This is a genomic window from Streptomyces sp. SAS_270, assembly GCF_052543295.1.
The window spans coordinates 237,080-259,399 of sequence record NZ_JBMNDS010000001.1; the positions used below are offsets into that span (position 1 = coordinate 237,080).

Here is a 22,320-nt window from a genome sequence, read left to right on the forward strand (position 1 = left end):
ACTCCTCGCCGCGTGGTTCCAACGGCGAGGCACGGTTGTCAGTGCTATGCGTCAGAATTGAGTCCAGGGCCAGCGCACACGCCGTGAGCCATCGAGTCTCCGGCAGAGCTAATCAAGGGGCACGTATGTCCGGACTGATCGACACCACGGAGATGTATCTCCGCACCATCCTCGAGCTGGAGGAGGAAGGCGTGGTCCCCATGCGCGCCCGGATCGCCGAGCGGCTCGACCAGAGCGGACCGACGGTCAGCCAGACGGTGGCGCGGATGGAGCGCGACGGCCTGGTGGCGGTCGCCAGCGACCGCCACCTGGAGCTCACCGAGGAGGGCCGCCGCCTCGCCACCCGCGTGATGCGCAAGCACCGCCTCGCGGAGTGTCTGCTCGTCGACGTGATCGGGCTGGAGTGGGAGCAGGTGCACGCCGAGGCGTGTCGCTGGGAGCACGTGATGAGCGAGGCCGTCGAGCGGCGCGTCCTGGAGTTGCTGCGCCACCCGACCGAGTCGCCGTACGGAAACCCGATCCCGGGCCTGGAGGAGCTGGGCGAGAAGGACGGCGCCGATCCGTTCCTCGACGAGGGCATGCTGTCGCTGGCGGAGCTGGACCCGGGCGCGGACGGCAAGACCGTCGTCGTACGGCGCATCGGGGAGCCGATCCAGACGGACGCGCAGCTGATGTACACGCTGCGCCGGGCGGGCGTGCAGCCCGGTTCGGTGGTCAGCGTGACGGCGTCGCCGGGCGGGGTGCTCGTGGGCAGCGGCGGCGAGGCCGCCGAGCTGGAGGCGGACGTCGCCTCCCACGTGTTCGTCGCCAAGCGCTGAGAGGGGCCGGGGGCCGGCTGGACAGGCCGCGCCGGTGACCTCGGGAGGGGGCGTGTCCGTGGCCTCTGGAAGGGGCGCGTCCGGTTGTCAATTCCCGTGACGCCAGGGGTAGTTGTGATGTTTCCGCGACCTCACTGAAAACCAAGATTCAGTGTGCGGAATCGCAGCGCGCCGCCCGTTTGCGTGCGAGGCTGTCGCTTGAGGCATATGACCTGAGGGTTCTCGACCGTGTCGGACAGCGATGTCAGACGGCCGGGGAGAGGGGCGGGAGGATGTGCCGCAGACGTGTGGAGGGCCCCGGCGCCGCATGGCGCCGGGGCCTGTCCTCCCCCGAGCTGACCCGGAGCCCCGAGCTCCCAGGGTCACCCCCTTCGGACCGTTTTCCCCGAGCGGTCCGCCTCCCGCTGAAGATCTCCCCTCGGCGGCGCCGGTCAATCCTTGAGCACGGTCACTCGAATGAGCGGTGTTATGGCCAGAAAGGGCATTCTCGAATGCTCATTCGATAGCGTGGGGGCGCAAAAGGTGTACACGTGGAGCGACACCGCAACAGCGATCGGTCACAAGCTGTAGGAGTGAAGGCAGCGCAGGGGTAGGAAGCGGTACGGGTGGACCGGCCCGTTCGAGCGGGAGCGAGCGGTCCGAGCGAGCTTTGGGGGGTGCCAGAACCTATGGTGCGGCGCATCGACGTGACGGGTGCGGGTGGCGTACGCCTCGCCGCCTGGGAGTTCGCCGACCCTCCCAAGACGGGAGAGGTCGACAGGGCTCCCGGCATGCTGTTACTGCACGGCCTCATGGGCCGCGCCTCGCACTGGGCGTCCACCGCCCGCTGGCTGTCCGAGCGGCACCGCGCCGTGGCGCTCGACCAGCGGGGGCACGGCCAGAGCGACAAGCCCCCTGAGGCGTCGTACACACGTGAGGCGTACGTCGAGGACGCCGAGGCCGCCCTCGAACAGCTCGGCCTCGCCCCCACCGTCGTCATCGGCCACGCGATGGGCGCGCTCACCGGCTGGCAGCTCGCCGCCAAGCGCCCCGACCTGGTCTGCGGCCTGATCATCTGCGACATGCGGGCCTCCGCACTGGGCGCCGCCTCCCAGCGTGAGTGGGAGGACTGGTTCAAGGCCTGGCCCGTACCCTTCGCGACCATCGCCGACGTCCGCAAGTGGTTCGGCGAGGACGACCCGTGGGTGGAGCGCCCCAACCCGGCCCGCGGCGAGTTCTACGCCGAGGTCATGGCCGAGTCGGAGGACGGCTGGCGCCCGGTCTTCGAGCCCGAGCAGATGCTCAAGTCCCGCCAGACCTGGGTGTACGACGCGCACTGGGAGGAGCTGGCGCAGGTCCAATGCCCGGCCCTGGTCGTCCGAGGCCTCGACGGTGAGCTCGGCCGCGCCGAGTCCCAGGAGATGGTCCGCGTCCTGCCGCACGGCCAGTACGCGGAGGTGGCCGACGCCGGCCATCTCGTGCACTACGACCAGCCGGACGCCTGGCGCGCGGCGATCGAACCCTTCCTGGACCGGGTACTGGCCCCCGACGGCCGCTGACCGGCCCGATGGCTGACCGGCCCGATGGCTGATCGGTCCGATGGCTGAATGGCTGAATGGCTGAATGCCACAGCCTGTGTCGCCTCCCCGGCGGGGAGGTGACACAGGCGCTCAGCCCTTGCTGACCGCCGCCAGGATCTCCGGCAGCCGCCGTGCCGTGCGCGGCGCGGCGAGCCGCAGCCCGGCCCAGGCGATCAGAGTGCCGTACGCGGCGCCCAGCGGCAGCAGCAGCCACGACCACTCGTCCCCGTCCGCCGACACGTTCAGCCAGATCGTGAGGGCGATGACGGGGGCGGAGAGCAGGGCCGCCGAGACCATGCCGCCGAAGATCGCGATCCAGGCGAGCCCGGCCTGCCCGGGGGCCACGTTCTTGTAGCCCTCCTGCGGGATCGAGTACGGGAAACGCGCCGACGACCAGGCGCCGGTGGCCAGCATCGCGCCGAGCAGCGCGAGGGACATCCCGAGCACCTCGGGCAGCCTGGGCCAGTCGCCGAGCATCGCGGTCGTCACCACCACCACGAGGGTGGCGTACGGCAGAGTGATCACCAGCAGCGCCAGCGCGCGCCCGCGCAGCTCGACGTATGCGTCCCGCGTGGACGAGATCGTCATCGCGACCATCCAGAACGCGGACGTGTCCTGCCCGAACTGGTTGTACATCTGGATGCCGAGCATCCCGGCGGCGAAGCACGCGAAGTAGATCGAGCCGGTCCCCTGCAGCGCGTTGAACACCGGCACGATCAGCCCGATGGCCAGCGACGTCACCCAGGCGGCCTTCGTCTTCGGATCGCGCCACACATAGCGCAGGCTGCGCTCCATGACCGTCCCGGTGCGCCCGGCGGGCAGCAGCCGGCTCAGACCCGTCGCGCTCGCCCTGTCGCGGGCACCGGGCTCGGCGGCCTGGAGCGTCGACCCGTCCGGCGAGGTCATCAGCTGCGTCAGATGCCGCGTCCAGAGCGCCACCAGGCCCACCAACGCCCCCGCACTGAGCAGGAGCTGCGCGACCCCGGCCCCGTAGGACCCCTCGCTCACCGAGTCGACCGCGCCGATCGCCGACGCCGGCGGCACCCAGCGCAGTACGTCCGCGACCGGGTCCAACTGCGACAGACCGCCCGCCGAACCGAGCCGCTGCGCACCGAAGTTGACGAGCTGCGCGCCGATCGCGATCACCAGACCGCTCAGGACGGCCAGGTCGCGGCCCTTGCGGCTGGTCAGCAGCCGGATGTTGGCGGCCGCGACGGCCCGTGCCAGGGCCACGCAGACGAGCAGGGCCAGCGCCGCGCCGACGACCGCGGTGACGTACGCCGCCGCGCCGTGCGCCACGGAGATCACCGAACCGGCCAGCAGGCAGAGCGAGAAGAGCGGGCCGACCCCGACCAGCGACGCCGCGAGCAGGGCGCGCACCAGGGGGCGCGGGCGCAGCGGCAGCATCACCAGGCGGGTCGGGTCGAGCGTCTCGTCGCCACTGGGGAAGAACAGCGGCATCACCGCCCAGCCGATCCCGAGAACGGCCACGAGCAGCACGGCGACGGCCGTGGCGTGCGCGTTGCCCCGCATCGCGATCAGACCGAGCAGTTGGAGGGCGGCGAAGAGGAGCGCGAGAACCATGGACGTGACGTACGCGGCCCGCCGCCCCGCCGACTGCCGCAGCCCGTTGCGCAGCAGCGACAGCTTGAGCCGTACGACGACGGGGGTGATCGACACGGCGGAGACGCCGGGGGAGGCCCCCGTGGAGGTGTTGGGCGCGGTACCGGGAGCGATGCTCATCGTGCTCCGCCGCCGCCCAGCCAGTCGAGGTCGGAGCCGGTGGCTCGGTCGCCCGCGCCGACCAGCTCCAGGAAGGCGTGCTGGAGCGAGGGCGCGCTCCCCCGCACCTCGGCGAGCGGGCCGTGCGCACGGATGCGCCCCGCGGCCATCACGGCCACCCAGTCGCACAGCGACTCGACCAGCTCCATGACGTGCGAGGAGAAGACGACGGTGGCACCGGAGGCGGTGTAGCGCTCCAGGACGCCGCGGATGATCTGCGCGGAGACCGGGTCGACGCCCTCGAAGGGCTCGTCGAGGAAGAGGACTTCGGGGTTGTGGAGGAGAGCGGCGGCGAGCCCGATCTTCTTGCGCATACCGGTCGAGTAGTCGACGACCAGCTTGTGCTGGGCGCCCGCGAGGTCGAGGACGTCGAGGAGCTGCGCGGCCCGCTTGTCCACCTCGGCGCCCGGCAGCCCGCGCAACCTGCCGGTGTAGGCCAGAAGTTCACGCCCGGAGAGCCGCTCGAAGAGCCTGAGCCCCTCCGGCAGGACCCCGATGCGCGCCTTCACCTGCACCGGATCGCGCCACACGTCGTGGCCGACGACCTCGACGGTGCCCGCGTCGGGTCGCAGCAGCCCGGTCACCATCGACAGCGTGGTGGTCTTCCCCGCGCCGTTCGGTCCGACGAGCCCGATGAACTGCCCCGCGGGCAGCTCCAGGTCGATCCCCGCGACGGCGATCTGCTCCCCGAACCGCTTCCAGAGCCCTTGCACACGTACGGCGGCTGCGCCCACCACGACTCCCTCCGTCACGGAGCACCCTACGGCGGGAGGGCACTCGCCCCGGCAGAGGCGCCGCGAACGGCTACCGGTCCCGCCCGCACGCGTACGCGAGGGGGGAGATCAACTCCTCCGCGTCCGGCAGCCACCGGTTCGCGGGCGTGGGCCGGCAGGCCCACTGCACGGCCCCCCGCGACCCGTACCGGGTGGGCGGGGCGGCCACGTACGCGCCCTCGCCGAGGGCGACCAGGTCCAGCGAGGCAGGCGGCCAGCCCAGCTTCCGTACGAGGTCCGGGACCTTCGCGGAGGCGCCCGGAAGGACGAAGAAGTGCATGCGCCGGTCCGGGGTGCAGGTGACGGGGCCGAGAGTCAGCTCCATGCGCTCCATGCGGGCCAGCGCGAGGAACCCGGCGGTCTCGGAGACATCGATCGCGTCGAACGTACGCCCGGTGGGCAGCAGGATCGAAGCAGCCGGCTGCTTCGCCCACAGGCGGCGCGCGACCGTCGCACTGCCCGTCGCCTGGGTCGCCCAGTCCTCGCGTGCGGGATGCGCGCCGGGCACGGCGCACGCGGAGTCGCCGCAGGAGCAGCGCTGCACCCCGTCGACGGCTTCCAGCCAGGTGCCGGGGAACACGTCCCAGTGGCGCTCCTCGGCATAGCGCACGGCGGTGTCCTGCAGCGATTCGCCGCGCTGCTGGGGGATCTGGGCGGTCTCGGTGCCTGCGATCGTCTCTTCCACGCTCCACTCAACTCCCGTGTCCACCCCGGGTTACGGGCTACGCGCGCGCGGGGGAGGAGCATCGATTCCGCATGTGGGGCGCATGGATGCACGGGTGGGGGCGCGCAGGAGGAACGGCAGCGGGGCTGGGTAGCCACCAGAGGGGTAGGGCCACGGGCTTTACCCCGGCAATCCTCACATGTCTCGCATCTTCGGTATGTCCGCGGGGCATTGATCTTCATGGCCGACTTCTTTCGTTCCCCCAGCCGTGGGGGTTCGGCGGGCCGGTCGCGGAAGACACGTCAACTCGGTGCGTGGGCAGGCACCGCAGCCACAGGGGGTACGCCATGGCCGCAAGGCCTCTCGTCGCGCGGCAGCCGAACGAACGGTTGCAGGCGCTCATCCAGGAAGCGGGCTGCTCGAACGCAGGGCTCGCCCGCCGGGTCAACATGTGCGGCGCGGAGCACGGCCTCGATCTGCGCTACGACAAGACGTCCGTGGCCCGCTGGCTGCGTGGACAGCAGCCGCGGGGGCGGGCGCCCGCGATCATCGCCGAGGCGCTCGGCCGCAAGCTGGGCCGCACCGTCACGATCGACGAGATCGGCATGGCCAACGGCAAGAACCTCGCCTCCGGCGTCGGCCTCCAGTTCTCGCCGACCGTCCTCGGCGCCATCGAACAGGTCTGCGAACTGTGGCGCAGCGACGTGGGCCGCCGCGACTTCCTGTCCGGCTCGTCCGTCGCCGCCTCCGCGCTCGTCGAGCCGAGCCGCGACTGGCTGATCTCCGCACCGGACTCCCAGGTGTCCCGGCAGGCGGGGCCACGGGTCGGGCAGTCCGACGTGGCGGCGGTGCGCGCCATGACGCAGGCCCTCACCGACCTCGACCACCAGTACGGCAGCGGGCATGTGCGCCCGGTCGTCGTGCACTACCTCAACAGCGTGGTCTCCGGGCTGCTCGCGGGCTCGTACCGGGAAGCCGTCGGGCGCGAACTGTTCGCCGCCGTCTCCCGGTTGACGGAGCTGGCCGGCTACATGGCCATCGACACGGGCCAACCGGGGCTCGCCCAGCGGTACTACATCCAGGCTCTGCGTCTGGCTCAGGCCGCCGGCGACCGCGGCTACGGCGGCTATGTGCTCGCCGCGTCCATGAGCCATCTCGCCGCCCAGCTGGGAAACCCGCGTGAGATCGCCCAGTTGGCGCGCGCGGCGCAGGAGGGGGCGCGCGGGCGGGTGACCCCGCGTGCGGAGTCGATGTTCCTCGCCGCGGAGGCGCGGGGGCACGCCCTGATGGGCGATGCGCGGGCGGCGCAGGTCGCGTCGGGGCGTGCGGTCGCGGCATTGGAGGCGGCCGACCCCGCGTCCGGGGACGACCCGGCGTGGATCGCGCACTTCGACGAGGCCTACCTGGCCGACGAGTTGGCGCACTGCCACCGGGACCTGGGGCAGGCGGAGGCGGCGGCGCGGTGCGCGCAGGAGTCCCTCGACGGGCACCCGGAGTCGCGCGCCCGCAGGCGGGCCATCGGTTTCGTGCTCCTCGCGACGGCCCAGGTGCAGCAGCGCGAGGTGGAACAGGCCTGCCACACCGGACTCAATGCGGTCGAACTCCTCGGCACCCTGCGCTCCAACCGCGGCGCCGAGTACCTGGACGACTTCCAGCAGCGCCTGGAGCCGTACCGGGACGAGCCGGTGGTAAGGGAGTTCGGGGCGCGCATGGATCTTCAGGCGGCCGCGTGAACGGATGGCGTGCGCCGGGGTGAACGGACGGGAAACAGGGACGTCGGCGGCGAAGGGAGGCATATCCAGCGCGCCGAGGGGTGGATTCGTTACCTCGGTCACAGGAGGGGCAGGTCACCTTCTGTGCTGCGTGGCACCGGGTCGCGCGGACCCGGTAGCGTGAGCCGACGATTCCGAAGGTCCCCCATTCGTAGGAGTCCCGGTGACGCAGAGTGGACAGGGCGAGGAGCCCTCGGCGCGGCCCGCGCGCGAAGGCATCGTGCTGCCCTCCGACGGCAGTGAGCCCTTGCTGCCGGGCACGACGGGCGACCGCACGGCTCCCGCGGGCGGGCAGGCCTGGGGCAGACCCTGGGGGCCCGAGCAGCCGCCGGCGCCTGCCCAGCAGCCCGAGCAGGGGCAGCCGCCGCAGCACGCACAGCAGGAGCAGGGCTGGGGTACGTACGGCGCTCAGTCGTACGGCGCTCCGGCTCCGACCGGCCCCGAGACCTACGGGGCGCCCGACGCGCAGACGTACGGCGCTCCGCCCGCGCAGGCCTACGACGGCCCGCCCGCGCAGGCCTACGACGGCCCGCCCGCGCAGAGCTACGACGGTCCTTCGGGGCCGGCGTACGGGGCTCCTGCGGCACAGACCTGGGGGGCGTCCGCGCCGCCGCAGTCCGCCCCGCCCGCCCCGGACTGGGGCGCCCAGGGTGGGTCGCAGGGCGGCCAGGGTGGTCAGGAGTGGGCCTCCTCGGGGGCGTACGGGGCTCCGCAGGCGCCGTTGGGTGCCGGGCCGTTGCCGCCCGCCGTGGACGAGGGAGCGACGCAGTACATCCCGCCCGTGGCGGCCGCGGCTCCGGTCCACGAAGGCGCCACACAGTACATACCGCCCATACCCGCCGCCGGTGGTCCCGACGAGGGTGCCACCCAGTTCCTCCCGCCGGTGGGACCGGGCGCGCTGCCGCCCGAGGTGCCGGCCGACGCGACGCAGTTCCTCGGGCGCGCGCCGCAGGGCGGACCCGGGTCTCAGGGCGCAGCCGGGTCACAGGGTGGTGCCGGGCCGCTGCCGCCCGCCGCGCACCCCGACGCCGAGGCCACGCAGTACATAGCCCCCGTGCCCGCCCAGTCCGGCGTGGCCCCGTACGGGGTCCGTCCGGGCGGCCCGGAGGACCGGCAGCCGCCGGCCGAGTTCGACAACCTGTTCCGCAGCGAGCCCGAGGGGCCCGCGTCCACACAGCAGCTCCCGCGCTTCGACCCGGCGGCGCCGCACGGCGCACCGCACGGCGGGTACGGCGCGCAGGCGCCGGGTGGGCCCGGAGCCCCGGGCGGGCGGGCCGCCGCACGGCGCGGTGTGTCCGGTGACGACGGCAGCGGTGACGGAGGCGGCGGGCGCGGTGGCCGCAGCCGCTCGCGCGTCCCCCTGATCGCCGCGGTCGGCATCGGTATCGCCGTCCTCGGCATCGGCGCCGGTGCCATGCTCAGCGGTGGTGGAGGTGACGACAGCAAGGACGACAACAGCAAGAACGTGTCCGCGACCGAGCCGACGAGCGAGTCGGCGTCGCCGTCCACCGATCCGGCCAAGGCGCAGGCCGTCGCGCTGGACAAGCTCCTCGCCGACAGCGGTGGCAGCCGGGCCTCGGTGATCAGTGCCGTGGCGGACGTGCGGGTCTGCGACAACCTCGACCAGGCGGCGAGCGATCTGCGCGACGCCGCCAAGCAGCGCGGCGAGCTCGTCACCCGGCTCGACGCCCTCGCCGTCGACAAGCTCCCGGCCAACGCCGACCTGAAGAGCGCGCTCACCAGCGCCTGGAAGGCCTCCGCGTCGGCCGACAACCACTACGCCGCCTGGGCCGACCAGGTCGACGGCAGGAAGGGCTGCCACAAGGGCAAGGCCCGCTCCACCCCGCAGACACAGGCGGGCAACCGGGCCAGCGGCACGGCCAGCGCTCAGAAGTCCAAGGCCGCGAAGCTGTGGAACTCCATCGCGAGCACGTACGGGCTGACGCAGCGGCAGCCGACTCAGCTCTGACGTTCGGGCGGCCGCAGGGGCGCGCGGGTCGTCAGTCCGCGTTCTCCAGCGTCCTCTTCACATTGACGAACCCGCGCCGGGCCGACACCAGTTGACCCCTGCGTACGACCTGGAACGTGACGTCGGCGTTGACCAGGCGCGGGAACTCGACGGTCGCGAGCATGTCCTGGGAGCGCCAGCTGAGCGTCGGCGTGAGCCCTCCCGTCGACACCTTGAGCCCCTTGTCGAGCGACCGCTGCACCGTGCGGGAGGACACCTCGCCGTCGCCCAGCGACTCGATCGCCGCCTTCAGCACGGTGTACGCGATCCACGTGGTCTGCACCCCGGGGTCCGCGGGATCGATCCGGTTGTCGTCGAAGGCCTGCTCCTTGATCACCTTCCGCATCGTGTCCCAGCGGTGATCGCTCGCCGCCGGGTACCAGCCGGTGGCGTACGACTCCTCGTACGGGCTCGAAGGACCCCCGGTGGAGTCGATCAGCGACTGGTCGACGCTGCCCAGCACGGTGGCCGTGCGCACCTTCGGGTACTCCTGGCGGTCGCGGCGGAAGGAGTCCATGAACGTGTCCGTGCGGTCGCCGAGCGCCGGCACCACGCACCCGCGCTTCGCCGGGTCCGAGGTCGCGCGCCGCAGTGCCTGCGAGGTCTGCCCCGCGTACTCGGTCGCGTCGTCCGCGGCCCGCTGGTCGTCGACGGTGCGGTGACCCTCCGACTTCAGGCCCGCGTTGAGCAGTACCGGCAGCTGGTCGCCGGCGAAGGTGTCCGGCCGTACGAGCGCGACCGGGCCGCAGATCTTGCCGAGCTGCTCCCCGAGCCCCGCGAGCAGCGCCGGTTCGCCGCCGTTGACCGGGTAGGACACCGGGCTCTCGAACTCGTCGTCCGTGACGCCGTAGCCGCCTATGTAGGGGATGCCCGCGGACTCCAGCGGCGAGAGGAAGTACGTGCCGTGCTGGCTGTACGAGCCGACCACGGCGATCACGTTCTCGTCCGCGGCGCGGCGGGCGCACTTCGCGGCGCCCACGGTGTCGTTGTGATCGTTGCAGGTCAGGACCTTGAGCTCGCGGCCGTTGATGCCGCCGTGGGCGTTGATCCAGCGCGCGTAGGCCTGCGCGAGCGCGGGCATGCCGGGCTTGTTGGTCGCCTCGGTCTTCTCCGGCGCCCAGGTCATGACGGTGATGGGCTCGTCCCTGGCTCCCCCCGTGGTGCCAGGGCCGACCCCGCATCCGACGGCGAGCGACGCACACGCCGCCAGCGCTCCCGCGGACAGGGCGATCGTCCGGGCGGGTCGGTGGTGCGCGGAACGGAAGATGCGGTTGCGTCGCCTGCCGGTCATGGACACGCACGATTCCGTCACACCAATAACCCGGGAGTGACCCGTGGTCAACGTGCGGTGACGCGGAGGTGAATTACGGGGGGCGGTAACGCGTTCGGGCGGGGGAACGTACGATCGATGACCGTGCAAGGTTCGGAGAACTCTTCCCGTCGCGGCCGTCGCTCATCCACCATGGGCGGCATGCCACTGAACGACATGCCGTGGTGGCGCTGGCGCAGCAATGTGCGCTCCGCGCTGCACATGCTCTCCGATCCCGCGTTCCAGCGCGACGTCTGGCTCGCCGGCGTCGACGGGTACGGGGACGTCACCGACGCCGTGTACCGCCTGGTCGAGGACACCTGGCTCGACAGCTGGTCCGCCGAGAAGTACGTCGGCACGATCTTCCGCGACTCGCAGGAAGCGGCCCTCGTCGACACCGCGGTGCTCCGCGTGCTGCGGATCATGCACCAGGTCGGGCCCGACGCGCCCGTCTCCGCCTACCTCGACCACCAGGCCTGGCCGGAGGCCGTACGGGCCGCGCGTGACGCGCATGTCCGCATGGCGGTGGGGGACGGGGAGGAGCCGGACGTGCCGCCGCGGACGCTCGAGGTGCTGCGGATTCTCACGCGGTCCGCCTAGCGGGACGGGAAGTCGGCGGGGGTGGCGGATATGGGAACCTGTCCTGCATGAACGAGCAGCCCGTCCGCGCCGCAGCGCCCGCTGAACAGTACGTCCTCACCCTGTCCTGCCCCGACAAGCAGGGCATCGTGCACGCCGTGTCGAGCTACCTCTTCATGACCGGCTGCAACATCGAGGACAGCCAGCAGTTCGGCGACCACGACACGGGTCTGTTCTTCATGCGCGTCCACTTCTCGGCGGAGGCGCCGGTGACGGTGGACAAGCTGCGGGCGAGCTTCGCCGCGATCGGGGACGCCTTCCAGATGGACTGGACGATCCATCGGGCCGAACAGAAGATGCGGATCGTCCTCATGGTCAGCAAGTTCGGGCACTGCCTCAACGACCTGCTGTTCCGGGCGCGGATCGGGGCGCTGCCGGTGGAGATCGCGGCGGTCGTCTCCAACCACACGGATTTCGCCGAACTCGTGGGTTCGTACGACGTTCCTTTCCGGCACATTCCGGTCACTCGGGATACGAAGGCTGCGGCGGAGGCCGAGCTGCTGGAGCTGGTCCGGGCGGAGAACGTGGAGCTGGTCGTGCTGGCCCGCTACATGCAGGTGCTGTCGGACGACCTGTGCAAGGCGTTGAGCGGGCGGATCATCAACATCCACCACTCCTTCCTGCCCAGCTTCAAGGGTGCCAAGCCGTATCACCAGGCGCATGCGCGGGGTGTGAAGCTCATCGGCGCCACCGCGCACTATGTGACCGCCGACCTCGACGAGGGGCCGATCATCGAGCAGGAGGTCGAGCGGGTGGGGCATGACGTGACTCCCGACCAGCTGGTCGCGATCGGGCGCGACGTCGAGTGCCAGGCGCTGGCGCGCGCCGTGAAGTGGCATGCGGAGCGGCGCATCTTGCTGAACGGGCGGCGGACTGTGGTGTTCGCGTAGGTCTGGCGAAGCCTCGTTTCTGTGGGCGTGTGTGGAGCTGGGGGTGCTGCCCACCCGGCAGTGGCGGTGCGTGTGGCGCTGGGGGCCGGCGAGGCCTCGTTTCTGCGGGCAATCGTGCCGCTAGGGGCGGCACGGGTGGGCGCAGCGGCGCCCCGTAAGCGCCGGGTTGCGTGACCCACCCCCGGCCGGCACCACCCCCGGGTAGCCGGGCAAAGCCAGGGGGCACCCGGGGTTTGCCCGCCCACCCCCGCTCACCCGGGGTTACATGCGGCTCAGGGAGGCTGTGGCCAGGAGGACGTCGTGGATGGCGTTGCGGTCGCCGTGCTGGCCGGTGGCGGCCTCCTCCGGAGAGACGTGACCCGCGGCGAGGCGGCAGAACTCGACGCCGTCGAGGGCGACATGGGCGACCTCGTGGTCGGCGGACGCGGACGCACCGGGCGAGTCGAGCGGGATGAGCCACTCACCGCCCCCGGACCCCTCGATCTCCAGCCGAAGGCTGCGCCCCGGCGCCCCGGCAGGCACAAGATGCCGGACCGGCGGCGCGGACAGCCCCGCCCGCCGCCGCTCGGCCAACGAGCCCGGCAGCATGCGCGCGGCAAGGTCGATCATCTTGTGCAGGTGCCGGGGAGCCGGCGGCTCGTAGGGATAGTCCACCGCGTTCGCGATGTCCCCCGCGTGCACCCAGCACTCGAAGGCCCGGTCCAGCATCGAGTCCCGCAACGGCAGCTCGAAGTCACCGTAGGAGACGGCCAGGCGCCCGGAGCCACCGCCCGCGAACGCCACCGTACGGACCAGGTTGTGGCTCTGCTCGCGCCACGGGCCCCGTACGGAACGGGTGGGCGGGTAGTGCGAGGCCCGCCAGTACGCCTCGGTGCGGCCCGCCGGCCCCGCCGCCTTCGGCGATGTGTCGCCGAGCGGGTCGTCCAGGCCCAGCGCGCTCGCGACGAGGCCGTCCACGGTGAGGAGATGGGCGATGACTCCGGCGACCGTCGTACGGCGGCTCGTGGGGCCGTCGCCCTCGAACCACCGCAGCCGCACCGGCGCGTGCCACTCCGCGTCACCTATGTCCTGGAGCAGCGCGTCGAGCCGCGCGGCCTCCGCGTCGTACGGCGCCGCCCACTCGGGCACCGGGATGCGCGGCGGGCGCCGGCCGAGGCAGCCCGCGAGGACGCGGGTGCGGAGGGTGGGGTCCAGGTCGAGGCTCTCGGCGGGGTGCAGCAGGCCCACCGCCTCGCGCAGCCGCAGCGCCTCGTCCGCACAGGAGCCGCAGTCCCCGAGGTGGTCCTCCACGGCCAGGGTCTCCTCCGGCGAGCAGGCCGCCAGCGCCCATGCGCCGAGCAGTGACTTCAGTACCCGGTGGTCGAGGAGGAGGGGCGACAGCGCCGGGGTCGGGGTCGGGGTCGGTTCCCGCTCCGGGTCCGGGTCCGGCAGCGGGTGGCCCGTGTCCTCGACCGAGGCACGTGGCATGGGTATGCGCGGAGGCCGGCCGGGGCCTTCGGGAGACTCGCCGTCACGGCCGTCGCCGTTGCCGTCGCCGGGGTCCTGCGGGCCGCCGACCTCGCCGAAGGGCTGCTCGTCCTCGTTGCCCTCCCGGTCGTCGAACGCCTCGGAACCGTCCGTTCCGCCGTTCACCGCGCACCCCCGTGTTCGGGCGGCGTCCCGGAGGGGCCCGCGTCGTGGGCGGTGGACAGCAGTTGCAGGCCGAGGCGGAGCCGGCGGCGGGCCTCGTCCTCGGTGACGCCGAGGTCGGTGGCCGCCTGGCGGTAGTCCCGGCGCTGGAAGTAGGCGAGCTCCAGAGCGGCGCGCAGCGGGGTGGGCATCGACGTCACGATGTAGTCGGCGCGGGCGGCGACGGAGGCGCTGCGCACCTTGCGCTCCAGGTCCTCGGTGGTGCCGGGGCCGCCCTGGGCGAGCGCGGCGGTCTCGTTCGCGCGCAGCCGCTGGACGGCGAGCCGGTGGGTCAGTGTGGCGACCCAGGAGCGCAGCGGGCCGTGCTTGGGGTCGTAGGCCTCGGGGTTCTCCCAGACGTGTGCGAACACCTCGCGCGTGATGCCGTCGGCCGCCTGTTCGTCCCCGAGCACGCGGTGGGCGAGGCCGTGCACGAGTGAAGCGAACCGGTCGTAGAGCTCGCCGAGTGCGGCCGCCTCCCCGCGTGCGAGCCGCTGCTGCATCTTGCGGTCCCAGCGAGGCGGTGCGTCCTTCGTCGCCATGCGGCCCCCTCACCCCTGTCGTGCCCGGCGCCTGTCTCTGTCGTTGTTGCCGCTGTCCCCGTGCCTGTCCAGGTCCCCGTGCCTGTCCAGGGTGGGTGTTCTGCTGTCCTGAATGTAGTCGGCACGTCCGGCGGTGCACGCCCCTTTGAGTCAATGTGCGCCCCCTGGTGGAGGGTGGGTGGTATGGACCTCCGGGGGGCGGCTACCCATCGCGGGGCGGATCAGACTCGATCGGGTCGGATCGTTCCCGTACGTATTCGCCTGTATTCGCCGTAAGTAGTTCGGTGTTCGTTCGTTTTCGACCGCATGGGCATGCCTCTTCGGTCGTACATCGGTGTTTCATGGAACGACGGTGGGGCAGCCGCGCTGCAAGGAAGCGTAAGGACTGCTTCCGTTTCTGCTGGGCGGGGCGAGCGAGAGGCGTTGCGGTGACGCTCAAGGTGACCGACGGCGAAGAGGGTGAGTGGGCCGTGCTCCGGGTGTCGGGAGAGCTGGATCTCGTGACCTCACCGGCACTGCGCCAGCGGGTGCACGACGCGGTGGCCGAGGGTCGCCACCACATCGTCCTCGACCTCGCCGACGTCTTCTTCTGCGACTCCAGCGGTGTGGGCGTCCTCATAGCGACCCGTCGCCTCATCCGCTCCTGCCAGGGCACTCTGCGGCTGATCCTGCCCGCCCGGGGCGCCGTCGACGGTTCGCACGTCAACCGTGTCCTCGGAGCCCTCGGCGTACGCCGTCTCTTCGACGTCTATCCGGACCTCGCCGCCGCCGTCGAGGACGAGACCGGCGAGGAATCGAGCCCTCTGTCCGCGTGAGACCGCTCACTCCACCGCGGGTCCCGCGCCACACTGTTGTCCCGGAATTCCTGCGGTCTTGGCACAAGCGTCGTTTTCCCGCTCCCCAGGCGGCTCCGGCGTCGTACGCTCCGTGCCAGATGAACCCAGTCCGGACCGGAGTCCGGCTGAGATGTGAGGCGGTCCGAACACACATGGTCAGCACCGAGTACGAGCGCAGGATCGCCGCCCGGTTCGCCGGCTTCGACCAGGACGGCAACGGCTACATCGACCGGGAGGACTTCAGCGCCGCGGCCAAGGCGGTCCTCGCCGAGTTCGGTACGACGGCCCGCTCCGACAAGGGCCAGGCCCTGTACATCGGTGCCGAGGCCTTCTGGCAGGGCATGGCCGGCATCGCGGACCGGGACGGCGACCAGCGCATCACCCGCGAGGAGTTCGTGAACGGCGCCGTGAAGCGGCTGCGCGACAACCCCGACCGGTTCGCGGAGATCGCCCGCCCCTTCCTGCACGCGGCCCTCGCCGTCGCGGACACCGACGGGGACGGCGCGGCCACGGTCCAGGAGACCGGACGCGTGCTCAAGGCCCTGGGCGCCGCCGAGGACGTCGCCGCCGCGGCCGCCGCGACCCTCGACACGGACGCCGACGGCCGGATCGGCGAGACGGAGGTCGTGAGCGCGTTCGCCCGGTACTTCACCGTGCCCGAGTAGCACGGCTCCCGCGGCACCCCGGGTGCTCACCGCGAAAAGCGCTCGCGCAGCTTGTACTTGAGCACCTTGCGCAGGGTCTCGTTGCGCGGAAGGGCGTCCACCAGCTCCAGCTGCTCCGGCAGCTTGTGCACCGACAGCCCTTCCGTGCGGAGATACGAGGTCATCGCGCTCAGCGTCAACTCCTCGGCCCCCGGCGGCTGTTCGACCACCGCGCAGACGCGTTCGCCGCGCTCGGCGTCGGGCAGGCCGATCACGGCGACGTCGCCGACGGCCGGGTGGCCGTGCAGCAGGTCCTCGATCTCCTTCGCCGAGATGTTCTCGCCCTTGCGGATGATGACGTCCTTGAGCCGGCCGGTGAGGACCAGATGCCCGCTGCCGGTGAGATGCCCCAGGTCCCCGGTGCGCAGGAACCCCTCCCCGTCGAAGGCCTCCGCCGTCTGCGCCGGATCCAGGTAGCCCTGGCACACGGCCTCGCCCCGCAGCCGTACCTCCCCGTCCACGATCCGTATCTCCATGCCCTCGGGCGGCCGCCCCTCCGTCGTCGCGAGGTTCTCCACCGTGTCGTCCGGGGCGCCCATGGTGATCATCGGGACCTCGGTCATGCCGTAGCCGTGGGTGAGCTGCACGCTCATCTCCCGTACGACGCTGTGGTACACCTCGGGCGGCTTCGGCGCCCCGCCGCCCGCGAGCAGCCGCAGGGTCGGGATGACCGGCTCGCCCGGCTGCTTGCGCTGCTCGGCGAGGAACATCGAGTAGAACGCAGTGGAGCCGCCCGCCACGGTCACGCCGTGCTTGCGGTAGTCCTCCAGGGCGGCGGGCAGCGCGAAGTGCTCGAACATCACGGCCGGGAAGCCGTACAGCAGCAGCATCACCGTGTAGTCGGGCCCGGCGATGTGCGCGTACGGGAACGCCATCGAGCCCACGTCGTCCGCCGAGAGATGCAGTGCGTGAGCGAGGCAGGACCCGCCCGCGATCAGCGAACGGTCCGTGTGCAGCACACCCTTGGGGTCGGAGGTGGTGCCCGACGTCCAGTAGATCCAGCGGACCGAGGTGCCGTCGGCCGGGGGAGCGGGGAGGACGGCGGGGTCGCCGTCCGGGAGGGCGTCGTACGCCTCGAAGACGCCCTTCGCGCCGAGCCGCCGCGCCATCGCCGTGTGGTCGAAACCCCGCCACTCGCCCGGCACGGCGAAGTACTCGGCCTTCGACTCCCGTAGTGCGAAGCCGACTTCGCGGTCGCGGTAGAAGGGGATGACCGGCGTCTGTACGGCGCCGAGGCGGGCCAGCGCGAAGGAGAGCACGGCCGTCTCGATGCGGGTGGGCAGCTGCCAGGCGACCACCGTGCCGGGGCGCACGCCCATGTCGTACAGGCCCGCCGCCACCCGCTCGGCACGGGCGCGCAACTCGCCGAAACTCAGGGAGCGGTCGCCCTGGAGGAGGACCGGCCGGTCGGGGGTCAGGTCGGCGCGGCGCGCCACCAGCTCCCAGAGCGTGCGCGAGGCACCCAGAACGTGCGCGGTGCCCTGGCCCTCCTGGCTCTGCTGGCTTTCCTGGCGCATGACAGCCCCCTTCAGCCGGTAACTGACGGATAGTCAGATCCTGGCAGAGCGTAGGGCGCACCGCCTTGTCGGTCCAGGGGTGCGGAGCTAGCCTGCTGGGCGACGGTCATCTGACGGCCCATCAGAAGCATGCGCCAGGGCATGCGTCAGGACGTACGCCGGGGAGAAGGGCGGGCAATGGACCTCACCTACACGCCCGAGGAGGACGAGTTCCGGGCGCGGTTGCGGGAGTGGCTCGCCAAGGTGCTTGCGTCGTTGCCCGCGAAACCGTCCCCCGGCGACTGGCCGGGCAGGCGGGCGTACGACCTCGGTTGGCAGCGGATGTTGTACGACGCCGGGTATGCGGGCCTGCACTGGCCGCTCGACGCGGGCGGCCGGGGCGCCACCCCGACGCAGCATCTGATCTTCCTGGAGGAGACGGAGAAGGCGGGCGCCCCCTACGTAGGGGCCAATTTCGTCGGGCTGCTGCACGCCGGGCCGACGATCGCGGCCGAGGGGACGGCCGAGCAGCGGGCGCGCTGGCTGCCGCCCGTGCTGCGCGGCGAGCAGGTGTGGTGCCAGGGGTTCAGCGAGCCGGACGCGGGCTCGGACCTCGCGGCGCTGCGCACGCGCGCGTGGCGGGACGGCGACGACTACGTGGTGAGCGGGTCCAAGATCTGGACCTCCCACGCGGAGGTCGCCGACTGGTGCGAACTGCTCGTGCGGACCGACCCCACGGCGCCCAGGCACCGGGGCATCTCGTGGCTCGCGATGCCCATGGACGCACCGGGCATCACGGTCCGGCCGCTGCGGACGCTCGCGGGCTCGGCCGAGTTCGCCGAAGTCTTCCTCGACGAGGTGCGGGTTCCGGTGGGCAACCGGGTCGGCGCCGAGAACGACGGCTGGCGCGTGACCATGGTGACCCTCTCCTACGAACGCGGCACGGCCTTCGTCGGCGAGGTGGTCGCCTGCCGGCGCGTGCTCGGCGAACTCGCCCGCGTCGCACGGAAGAACGGCCGCTGGGACGATCCGGCGCTACGGCGGCGGCTGGGCGGCCTCAACGCCGAGTTCCGCACGCTGTGGCGGCTCACGCAGTGGAATGTGAGCGAGTCGGAGCGGACCGGGGGAGTGCCGGGGGTCGGCGGGTCCGTCTTCAAGCTGCGGTACTCGCATGCGCGCCAGGAGCTGTACGACGCCGCCGCCGAGGTGCTGGGGCCGGACGCGCTCGATCTGGGGCGGGAGTGGAACCTCGACCGGCTGTCGTCCCTGTCGTACACCATCGCCGCCGGCACCTCCCAGATCCAGCACAACATCGTGGCCGAACGCATCCTCGGCCTCCCGAAGGGACGGTGACCCTCCCCGTGCACTTCCAACTCACGGATGATCAGCGCGCGTTGAAGGCGGGCGTGCGCGAGCTGCTGGAGGGCCGCTTCGGGCGGGAGCGACTCCGGGCCGCCGTCGACGCCCCCCGGCTCGACCGTGCCCTGTGGCGCGAGCTCGGTGCCGCCGGGTTCTTCGCGCTGCGGCTGCCCGAGGCGGCCGGCGGCGTCGGACTCGGCCTCCCCGAAGCGGTGTTGGCCTTCGAGGAGGCGGGCCGCGTCCTCCTGCCCGGACCGCTCGTCGCCACGCATCTGGCAGCGGGGGAGGTGGCCGGTGCGGCCACCGGGGAGACCGTGGTGACGGCGGCGTACGGCGGGCTGGTGGAGTGGCTGGAGGAGGCGGATGTCCTGCGGGGGGATGCGAGGGGCGGGGCGTCCGGGGCCTCTGCGGCGACGGGGGATTCTGGGGTGGAGGTGAAGGTGGAGGTGGAGCCCGTGGCCGCGGTGGATTCCGTGGATCCGCTGACGCCGCTCCATCGCGTGCGGGGATCCGCCGGGTCGGACGGCTCCGCCGATCCACTCGTCGTCCTGCTCACCGCCGCCGAGCAGCTCGGTACAGCCGCCCGCACCTGCGAGCTGGCCGTGCAACACGCCCGGACGCGTGAGCAGTTCGGGCAGCCGATCGGGGCCTTCCAGGCCGTGAAGCACCTGTGCGCGCAGATGCTGGTGCGTGTCGAGATGGCGCGCGCCGCCGTCTATGCGGCCGCCGTGACCGCCGACCCGCTCGATGTCGCGGCGGCCCGGCTGCTCGCCGACGAGGCCGCCGTGCGCGGCGCCCGCGACTGCCTCCAGGTGCACGGCGGTACGGGCTTCACCTGGGAGTCCGATGTGCACCTGTACCTGAAACGGGCATGGGTGCGTACGCGCCGTACGGGAGATGTCACGTTGAGTGAGGAAGCGCTCGCCGCCGAACTCGTTGCCGGAGCGGCCTGACAGGGCTCTGGGCAGGGACGGAGCGGAAGGGCCCGTATCGGATGTCGCGGATTGTGGCGTACCGGAATGACGGAGCGTCGATATCGGGTTGTGTCCTAGGCGTGACTTGTCACGGCCTGGAGTCGGCGCCGTGCTCCGGTACCTTGTGTGGGATGCGAGTGGTTCTGAGGCTGAGCCATCCCGGTGTTGCCCCTGAGGCGGCTCCGGGCCCGGCGATGCGTGCCGCTCGCGAGGCAGGACGGACCCCCGTGCCTGCCTGTTCGACTCCCCGTGGCGAGCGTCGCACAGTATGCCGCACGCGTACTCCTTCGCGCTGGAATATGCCCGAAGCGCTTGTTGGGGTGACTGTACGTCAACCATGCTGTCTCGCAAGGGAATCACTTTCCGTGATCCTTGTTCTGGCCATGCAGAAAATGGCTACGATCGTGGCCCTTGTGAGGCGCGAGGCGATGTGTCCGCCGGTTCGGATGGTGTGAGCGGTGCAGGTGCTTCAAGTGCAGCTGGAGATCAGGCCCGACCCCGCAGAGGTGGGGCGAGCCCGGAGGTGGGCCCGTTCGCGGCTCGCCGGGTCCGGGATAGGGGCCGATGAGCCGCTCGCCGAGACGCTGATCCTGCTCGTCTCCGAACTGGTCACCAACGCCGTGGTGCACACCGGCTGTCCGGCCGTGGTGCGGCTGCTGCTGACCGGCGTCCCGGGCGATGCCTCCGGTGCGGTCCCCGGCATGGTCCGCCTGGAGGTCATCGACTCCAGCGCCTGTCCGCCGGCGCCCCGGCACGCGGACGGCGACGAGACCAACGGGCGCGGCCTGGAACTCGTCGACGGCCTCGCCGACCGCTGGGGCTGGAACATCGAGGGTGCCGGCAAGAGCATCTGGTGCGAGGTGGACCGCTGTACGCCGCCGGAGAGTGCGACGGGTGCGGGATACCGAGCCGGGATGACGGCGGGCGCCTATGGGGATCTGGCGTACGAGGCGGTCTAGGGGGTGTTTTAAAAGTCCCGCACAGCACCCACGGCGCCCGGCACGCACCCTCGCCGCACCGGCCGAAGCCCCAAGTACGTCCAGTACGAGGGCCTTCGTCCGGCACGCCGAGGGCACGCACCGAACACCGCGGGCACCGCACAGGACTTTCAAAACACCCCCTAGTTCCGGCCGCGTGCGTCGCGGGTCGGTGCGAGCTCGGCGCGAGGCGGGCTCGGGTGCCGTTGCGCCGTTTTGTGCATGTATGCAAGAACTCCGAATGCGTGGCCTTCGGTACGGCTGAATGCGCCGGGGTGTGCTTCCATACGCGCCTCCACAAAACGTACATAAGTGGCAAATCTTCGAAGCGGTGTTGACGTGGCGTGTCCGTTTGATCACGCTTGTGTTCAGCGATTCGCCGCGAGGGGACGGCGAGGGTTTCGGTGACGGAGGCCCTCGGCGAGTGTGGGTCGCGATTCGGCGTCGGCTCCTGAGGGCCAGTGAGGAGCAGGGCGGGTACGCCGGAGCCGGATGGCGGCGCGCGGTGCCGTGCTCGGGGCGAGCAATCGGCGCGCCGCCACCCGTCCTTCTCCGCCTAGAGGATGGCCACCGGCGCCACCGGGGTCCCCGTGGCGCCGACGAAGGGCTCGGGCATCGCCGACAGCAGAAACGTGTAGCGGCCTTCTTGTCCACAGGCTGTGGACAACTCTTCGAGATTCCAGTTCTGGCCCTGCAGCATCCCCATCTCGACCAGGTCGAGCGCATGCACCGGCAGCCACAGGTCCTCGATCTCCGGCGGGAAGATCTCGAAGGTGAGCGTGTCGTTCGCGACCGCCGCGACGTCGCGGGCGTGGAACCACTCAGGCGTACGGATCGACAGGCCCGGTGAGGGATAGCCGTACCCCTGCTTGTCGCCCGCCAGATACACCTGGATCTGCCCGGTCCGTACGAGGACGATGTCGCCGGACCGCACGCGCGTGCCCGCCAACTCCTGGGCCGCGTCCAGGTCTTCGGGCGTCACGGCATGAGCGCCGTCGAGCCGGTGCTCGCCGCGGGCGCGGGCCACGTCCAGCAGGACGCCGCGCGAGACGATGTGGCGCGGCTTGTCCATGCCACTGAACTCGGCGCCGCCGTGCGGGGTGATCGTGGCGGCCGGGCGGCCGTTGTAGATCTTCCCCGAGTGCGAGACGTGCGTGAGCGCGTCCCAGTGGGTGGCCGCCTGCAGCCCCATGGTCACCAGGTCGTCGCTGCACGCCACGGTGCCCGGGCCGAAGAGTTCCTGGTTGATCTGCACCATGGAGTGCAGCGGGTTCACCCGGCCCGGGATCATCCCCGTCTGCACCCCGTCCTGCTGGAGGGGGAGAGCCAGCGGGATGCGGCGCCCGGTGCGCACCGTGCGGGCCGCCTCCCGTACGACGTCGTCCGTGATCAGGTTCAGGGTTCCGATCTCGTCGTCGGCGCCCCAACGGCCCCAGTTGTTCACGCGCTTGGCGATGTCGTGGAACTCCGGTCGCAGCGTCGGCACTGACATGAGTACTCCCCGGGGCTTGTCTCCAGGTATCTGACGGGTCATAAAATCTAACGGTCCG

Annotated in this window: 19 protein-coding genes; 11 read left to right on the plus strand and 8 right to left on the minus strand. The window is 71.7% G+C overall.

Going from position 1 to position 22,320, the window contains the following annotated elements; genetic code table 11:
- The first annotated feature begins 125 nt into the window (after positions 1-125).
- Together ACN6LB_RS01195 and ACN6LB_RS01200 are read left to right on the plus strand one after the other, a co-directional pair.
- Entirely contained in the window at positions 126-818 is a 693-nt protein-coding gene (locus tag ACN6LB_RS01195) for a metal-dependent transcriptional regulator (protein ID WP_356135932.1), read from the plus strand.
- A gap of 668 nt (positions 819-1,486) precedes the next feature.
- Positions 1,487-2,356 (plus strand): alpha/beta fold hydrolase, encoded by an 870-nt coding sequence (locus tag ACN6LB_RS01200; RefSeq protein ID WP_356135934.1) that lies wholly within the window; start codon positions 1,487-1,489, stop codon positions 2,354-2,356.
- Between the two features lie 111 nt (positions 2,357-2,467).
- On the opposite strand, the gene ACN6LB_RS01205 is transcribed toward ACN6LB_RS01200, so the two are convergent.
- The 3 genes from ACN6LB_RS01205 to ACN6LB_RS01215 are packed head-to-tail and all read right to left on the minus strand — an operon-like array spanning position 2,468 to position 5,617.
- Positions 2,468-4,120, minus strand: a complete 1,653-nt coding sequence (locus ACN6LB_RS01205; protein WP_445024158.1) for a transporter — start codon at positions 4,118-4,120, stop codon at positions 2,468-2,470.
- Positions 4,117-4,911, minus strand: a complete 795-nt coding sequence (locus ACN6LB_RS01210; protein WP_356135938.1) for an ABC transporter ATP-binding protein — start codon at positions 4,909-4,911, stop codon at positions 4,117-4,119. Before ACN6LB_RS01210 ends, ACN6LB_RS01205 begins: the two co-directional genes overlap by 4 nt.
- Positions 4,912-4,963: 52 nt before the next feature.
- The gene (locus ACN6LB_RS01215) at positions 4,964-5,617 is read right to left on the minus strand and encodes a bifunctional DNA primase/polymerase (protein WP_356135940.1); all 654 of its coding nucleotides are present in this window, start codon (positions 5,615-5,617) and stop codon (positions 4,964-4,966) included.
- Positions 5,618-5,943: 326 nt separating this feature from the next.
- Between ACN6LB_RS01215 and ACN6LB_RS01220 the strand changes: the two genes are divergently transcribed.
- Both ACN6LB_RS01220 and ACN6LB_RS01225 read left to right on the plus strand, forming a co-directional pair.
- A complete protein-coding gene (locus ACN6LB_RS01220; protein WP_445024159.1) occupies positions 5,944-7,329 on the plus strand; it encodes a transcriptional regulator in 1,386 nt (461 codons plus the stop codon).
- Between the two features lie 202 nt (positions 7,330-7,531).
- The gene (locus tag ACN6LB_RS01225) at positions 7,532-9,337 is read left to right on the plus strand and encodes a hypothetical protein (protein ID WP_445024160.1); all 1,806 of its coding nucleotides are present in this window, start codon (positions 7,532-7,534) and stop codon (positions 9,335-9,337) included.
- Between the two features lie 31 nt (positions 9,338-9,368).
- On the opposite strand, the gene ACN6LB_RS01230 is transcribed toward ACN6LB_RS01225, so the two are convergent.
- A complete protein-coding gene (locus tag ACN6LB_RS01230; protein WP_445024161.1) occupies positions 9,369-10,667 on the minus strand; it encodes an ABC transporter substrate-binding protein in 1,299 nt (432 codons plus the stop codon).
- Positions 10,668-10,784: 117 nt separating this feature from the next.
- On the opposite strand from ACN6LB_RS01230, the gene ACN6LB_RS01235 reads away from it, so the two are divergent.
- The gene (locus ACN6LB_RS01235; RefSeq protein ID WP_356135948.1) at positions 10,785-11,285 is read left to right on the plus strand and encodes an SCO4402 family protein; all 501 of its coding nucleotides are present in this window, start codon (positions 10,785-10,787) and stop codon (positions 11,283-11,285) included.
- Positions 11,286-11,332: 47 nt separating this feature from the next.
- The gene (gene purU / locus ACN6LB_RS01240) at positions 11,333-12,214 is read left to right on the plus strand and encodes a formyltetrahydrofolate deformylase (RefSeq protein ID WP_356135950.1); all 882 of its coding nucleotides are present in this window, start codon (positions 11,333-11,335) and stop codon (positions 12,212-12,214) included.
- Positions 12,215-12,475: 261 nt separating this feature from the next.
- Here the strand turns inward: purU and ACN6LB_RS01245 are convergent, their stop codons facing one another.
- Together ACN6LB_RS01245 and ACN6LB_RS01250 are read right to left on the minus strand one after the other, a co-directional pair.
- The gene (locus ACN6LB_RS01245; protein ID WP_445024197.1) at positions 12,476-13,681 is read right to left on the minus strand and encodes a maleylpyruvate isomerase N-terminal domain-containing protein; all 1,206 of its coding nucleotides are present in this window, start codon (positions 13,679-13,681) and stop codon (positions 12,476-12,478) included.
- A 161-nt stretch (positions 13,682-13,842) separates the two neighbouring features.
- Positions 13,843-14,424 carry a sigma-70 family RNA polymerase sigma factor gene (locus ACN6LB_RS01250; RefSeq protein WP_356148496.1) on the minus strand — a complete coding sequence of 194 codons (582 nt, stop codon included), beginning with the start codon at positions 14,422-14,424 and terminating at the stop codon, positions 13,843-13,845.
- Positions 14,425-14,852: 428 nt separating this feature from the next.
- On the opposite strand from ACN6LB_RS01250, the gene ACN6LB_RS01255 reads away from it, so the two are divergent.
- Positions 14,853-15,239, plus strand: a complete 387-nt coding sequence (locus tag ACN6LB_RS01255) for an STAS domain-containing protein (RefSeq protein WP_445024162.1) — start codon at positions 14,853-14,855, stop codon at positions 15,237-15,239.
- Between the two features lie 173 nt (positions 15,240-15,412).
- Complete coding sequence (locus tag ACN6LB_RS01260; protein WP_445024163.1) at positions 15,413-15,925, plus strand: EF-hand domain-containing protein; 513 nt, start codon at positions 15,413-15,415, stop codon at positions 15,923-15,925.
- A gap of 26 nt (positions 15,926-15,951) precedes the next feature.
- On the opposite strand, the gene ACN6LB_RS01265 is transcribed toward ACN6LB_RS01260, so the two are convergent.
- Complete coding sequence (locus tag ACN6LB_RS01265) at positions 15,952-17,481, minus strand: class I adenylate-forming enzyme family protein (protein ID WP_445024164.1); 1,530 nt, start codon at positions 17,479-17,481, stop codon at positions 15,952-15,954.
- A gap of 177 nt (positions 17,482-17,658) precedes the next feature.
- On the opposite strand from ACN6LB_RS01265, the gene ACN6LB_RS01270 reads away from it, so the two are divergent.
- The 3 genes from ACN6LB_RS01270 (at position 17,659) to ACN6LB_RS01280 (ending at position 20,752) form a co-directional block, all read left to right on the plus strand.
- A complete protein-coding gene (locus tag ACN6LB_RS01270; RefSeq protein WP_445024165.1) occupies positions 17,659-18,813 on the plus strand; it encodes an acyl-CoA dehydrogenase in 1,155 nt (384 codons plus the stop codon).
- 8 nt (positions 18,814-18,821) lie between these two features.
- Entirely contained in the window at positions 18,822-19,772 is a 951-nt protein-coding gene (locus ACN6LB_RS01275) for an acyl-CoA dehydrogenase family protein (protein ID WP_445024198.1), read from the plus strand.
- Between the two features lie 479 nt (positions 19,773-20,251).
- A complete protein-coding gene (locus tag ACN6LB_RS01280) occupies positions 20,252-20,752 on the plus strand; it encodes an ATP-binding protein (protein WP_356148520.1) in 501 nt (166 codons plus the stop codon).
- Between the two features lie 574 nt (positions 20,753-21,326).
- Here the strand turns inward: ACN6LB_RS01280 and ACN6LB_RS01285 are convergent.
- Entirely contained in the window at positions 21,327-22,262 is a 936-nt protein-coding gene (locus tag ACN6LB_RS01285; RefSeq protein ID WP_445024166.1) for a cyclase family protein, read from the minus strand.
- Positions 22,263-22,320: the final 58 nt, after the last annotated feature.

Excerpts from the sequence above, each read along its gene's own strand:
- ACN6LB_RS01195 (WP_356135932.1), top strand. The coding sequence starts at position 126 with ATGTCCGGACTGATCGACACCACGGAGATGTATCTCCGCACCATCCTC.
- ACN6LB_RS01200 (WP_356135934.1), top strand. The coding sequence starts at position 1,487 with ATGGTGCGGCGCATCGACGTGACGGGTGCGGGTGGCGTACGCCTCGCC.
- ACN6LB_RS01205 (WP_445024158.1), bottom strand. The coding sequence starts at position 4,120 with ATGAGCATCGCTCCCGGTACCGCGCCCAACACCTCCACGGGGGCCTCC.
- ACN6LB_RS01220 (WP_445024159.1), top strand. The coding sequence starts at position 5,944 with ATGGCCGCAAGGCCTCTCGTCGCGCGGCAGCCGAACGAACGGTTGCAG.
- ACN6LB_RS01230 (WP_445024161.1), bottom strand. The coding sequence starts at position 10,667 with ATGACCGGCAGGCGACGCAACCGCATCTTCCGTTCCGCGCACCACCGA.
- ACN6LB_RS01235 (WP_356135948.1), top strand. The coding sequence starts at position 10,785 with ATGACCGTGCAAGGTTCGGAGAACTCTTCCCGTCGCGGCCGTCGCTCA.
- purU (WP_356135950.1), top strand. The coding sequence starts at position 11,333 with ATGAACGAGCAGCCCGTCCGCGCCGCAGCGCCCGCTGAACAGTACGTC.
- ACN6LB_RS01245 (WP_445024197.1), bottom strand. The coding sequence starts at position 13,681 with ATGCCACGTGCCTCGGTCGAGGACACGGGCCACCCGCTGCCGGACCCG.
- ACN6LB_RS01250 (WP_356148496.1), bottom strand. The coding sequence starts at position 14,424 with ATGGCGACGAAGGACGCACCGCCTCGCTGGGACCGCAAGATGCAGCAG.
- ACN6LB_RS01260 (WP_445024163.1), top strand. The coding sequence starts at position 15,413 with ATGGTCAGCACCGAGTACGAGCGCAGGATCGCCGCCCGGTTCGCCGGC.
- ACN6LB_RS01265 (WP_445024164.1), bottom strand. The coding sequence starts at position 17,481 with ATGCGCCAGGAAAGCCAGCAGAGCCAGGAGGGCCAGGGCACCGCGCAC.
- ACN6LB_RS01270 (WP_445024165.1), top strand. The coding sequence starts at position 17,659 with ATGGACCTCACCTACACGCCCGAGGAGGACGAGTTCCGGGCGCGGTTG.
- ACN6LB_RS01285 (WP_445024166.1), bottom strand. The coding sequence starts at position 22,262 with ATGTCAGTGCCGACGCTGCGACCGGAGTTCCACGACATCGCCAAGCGC.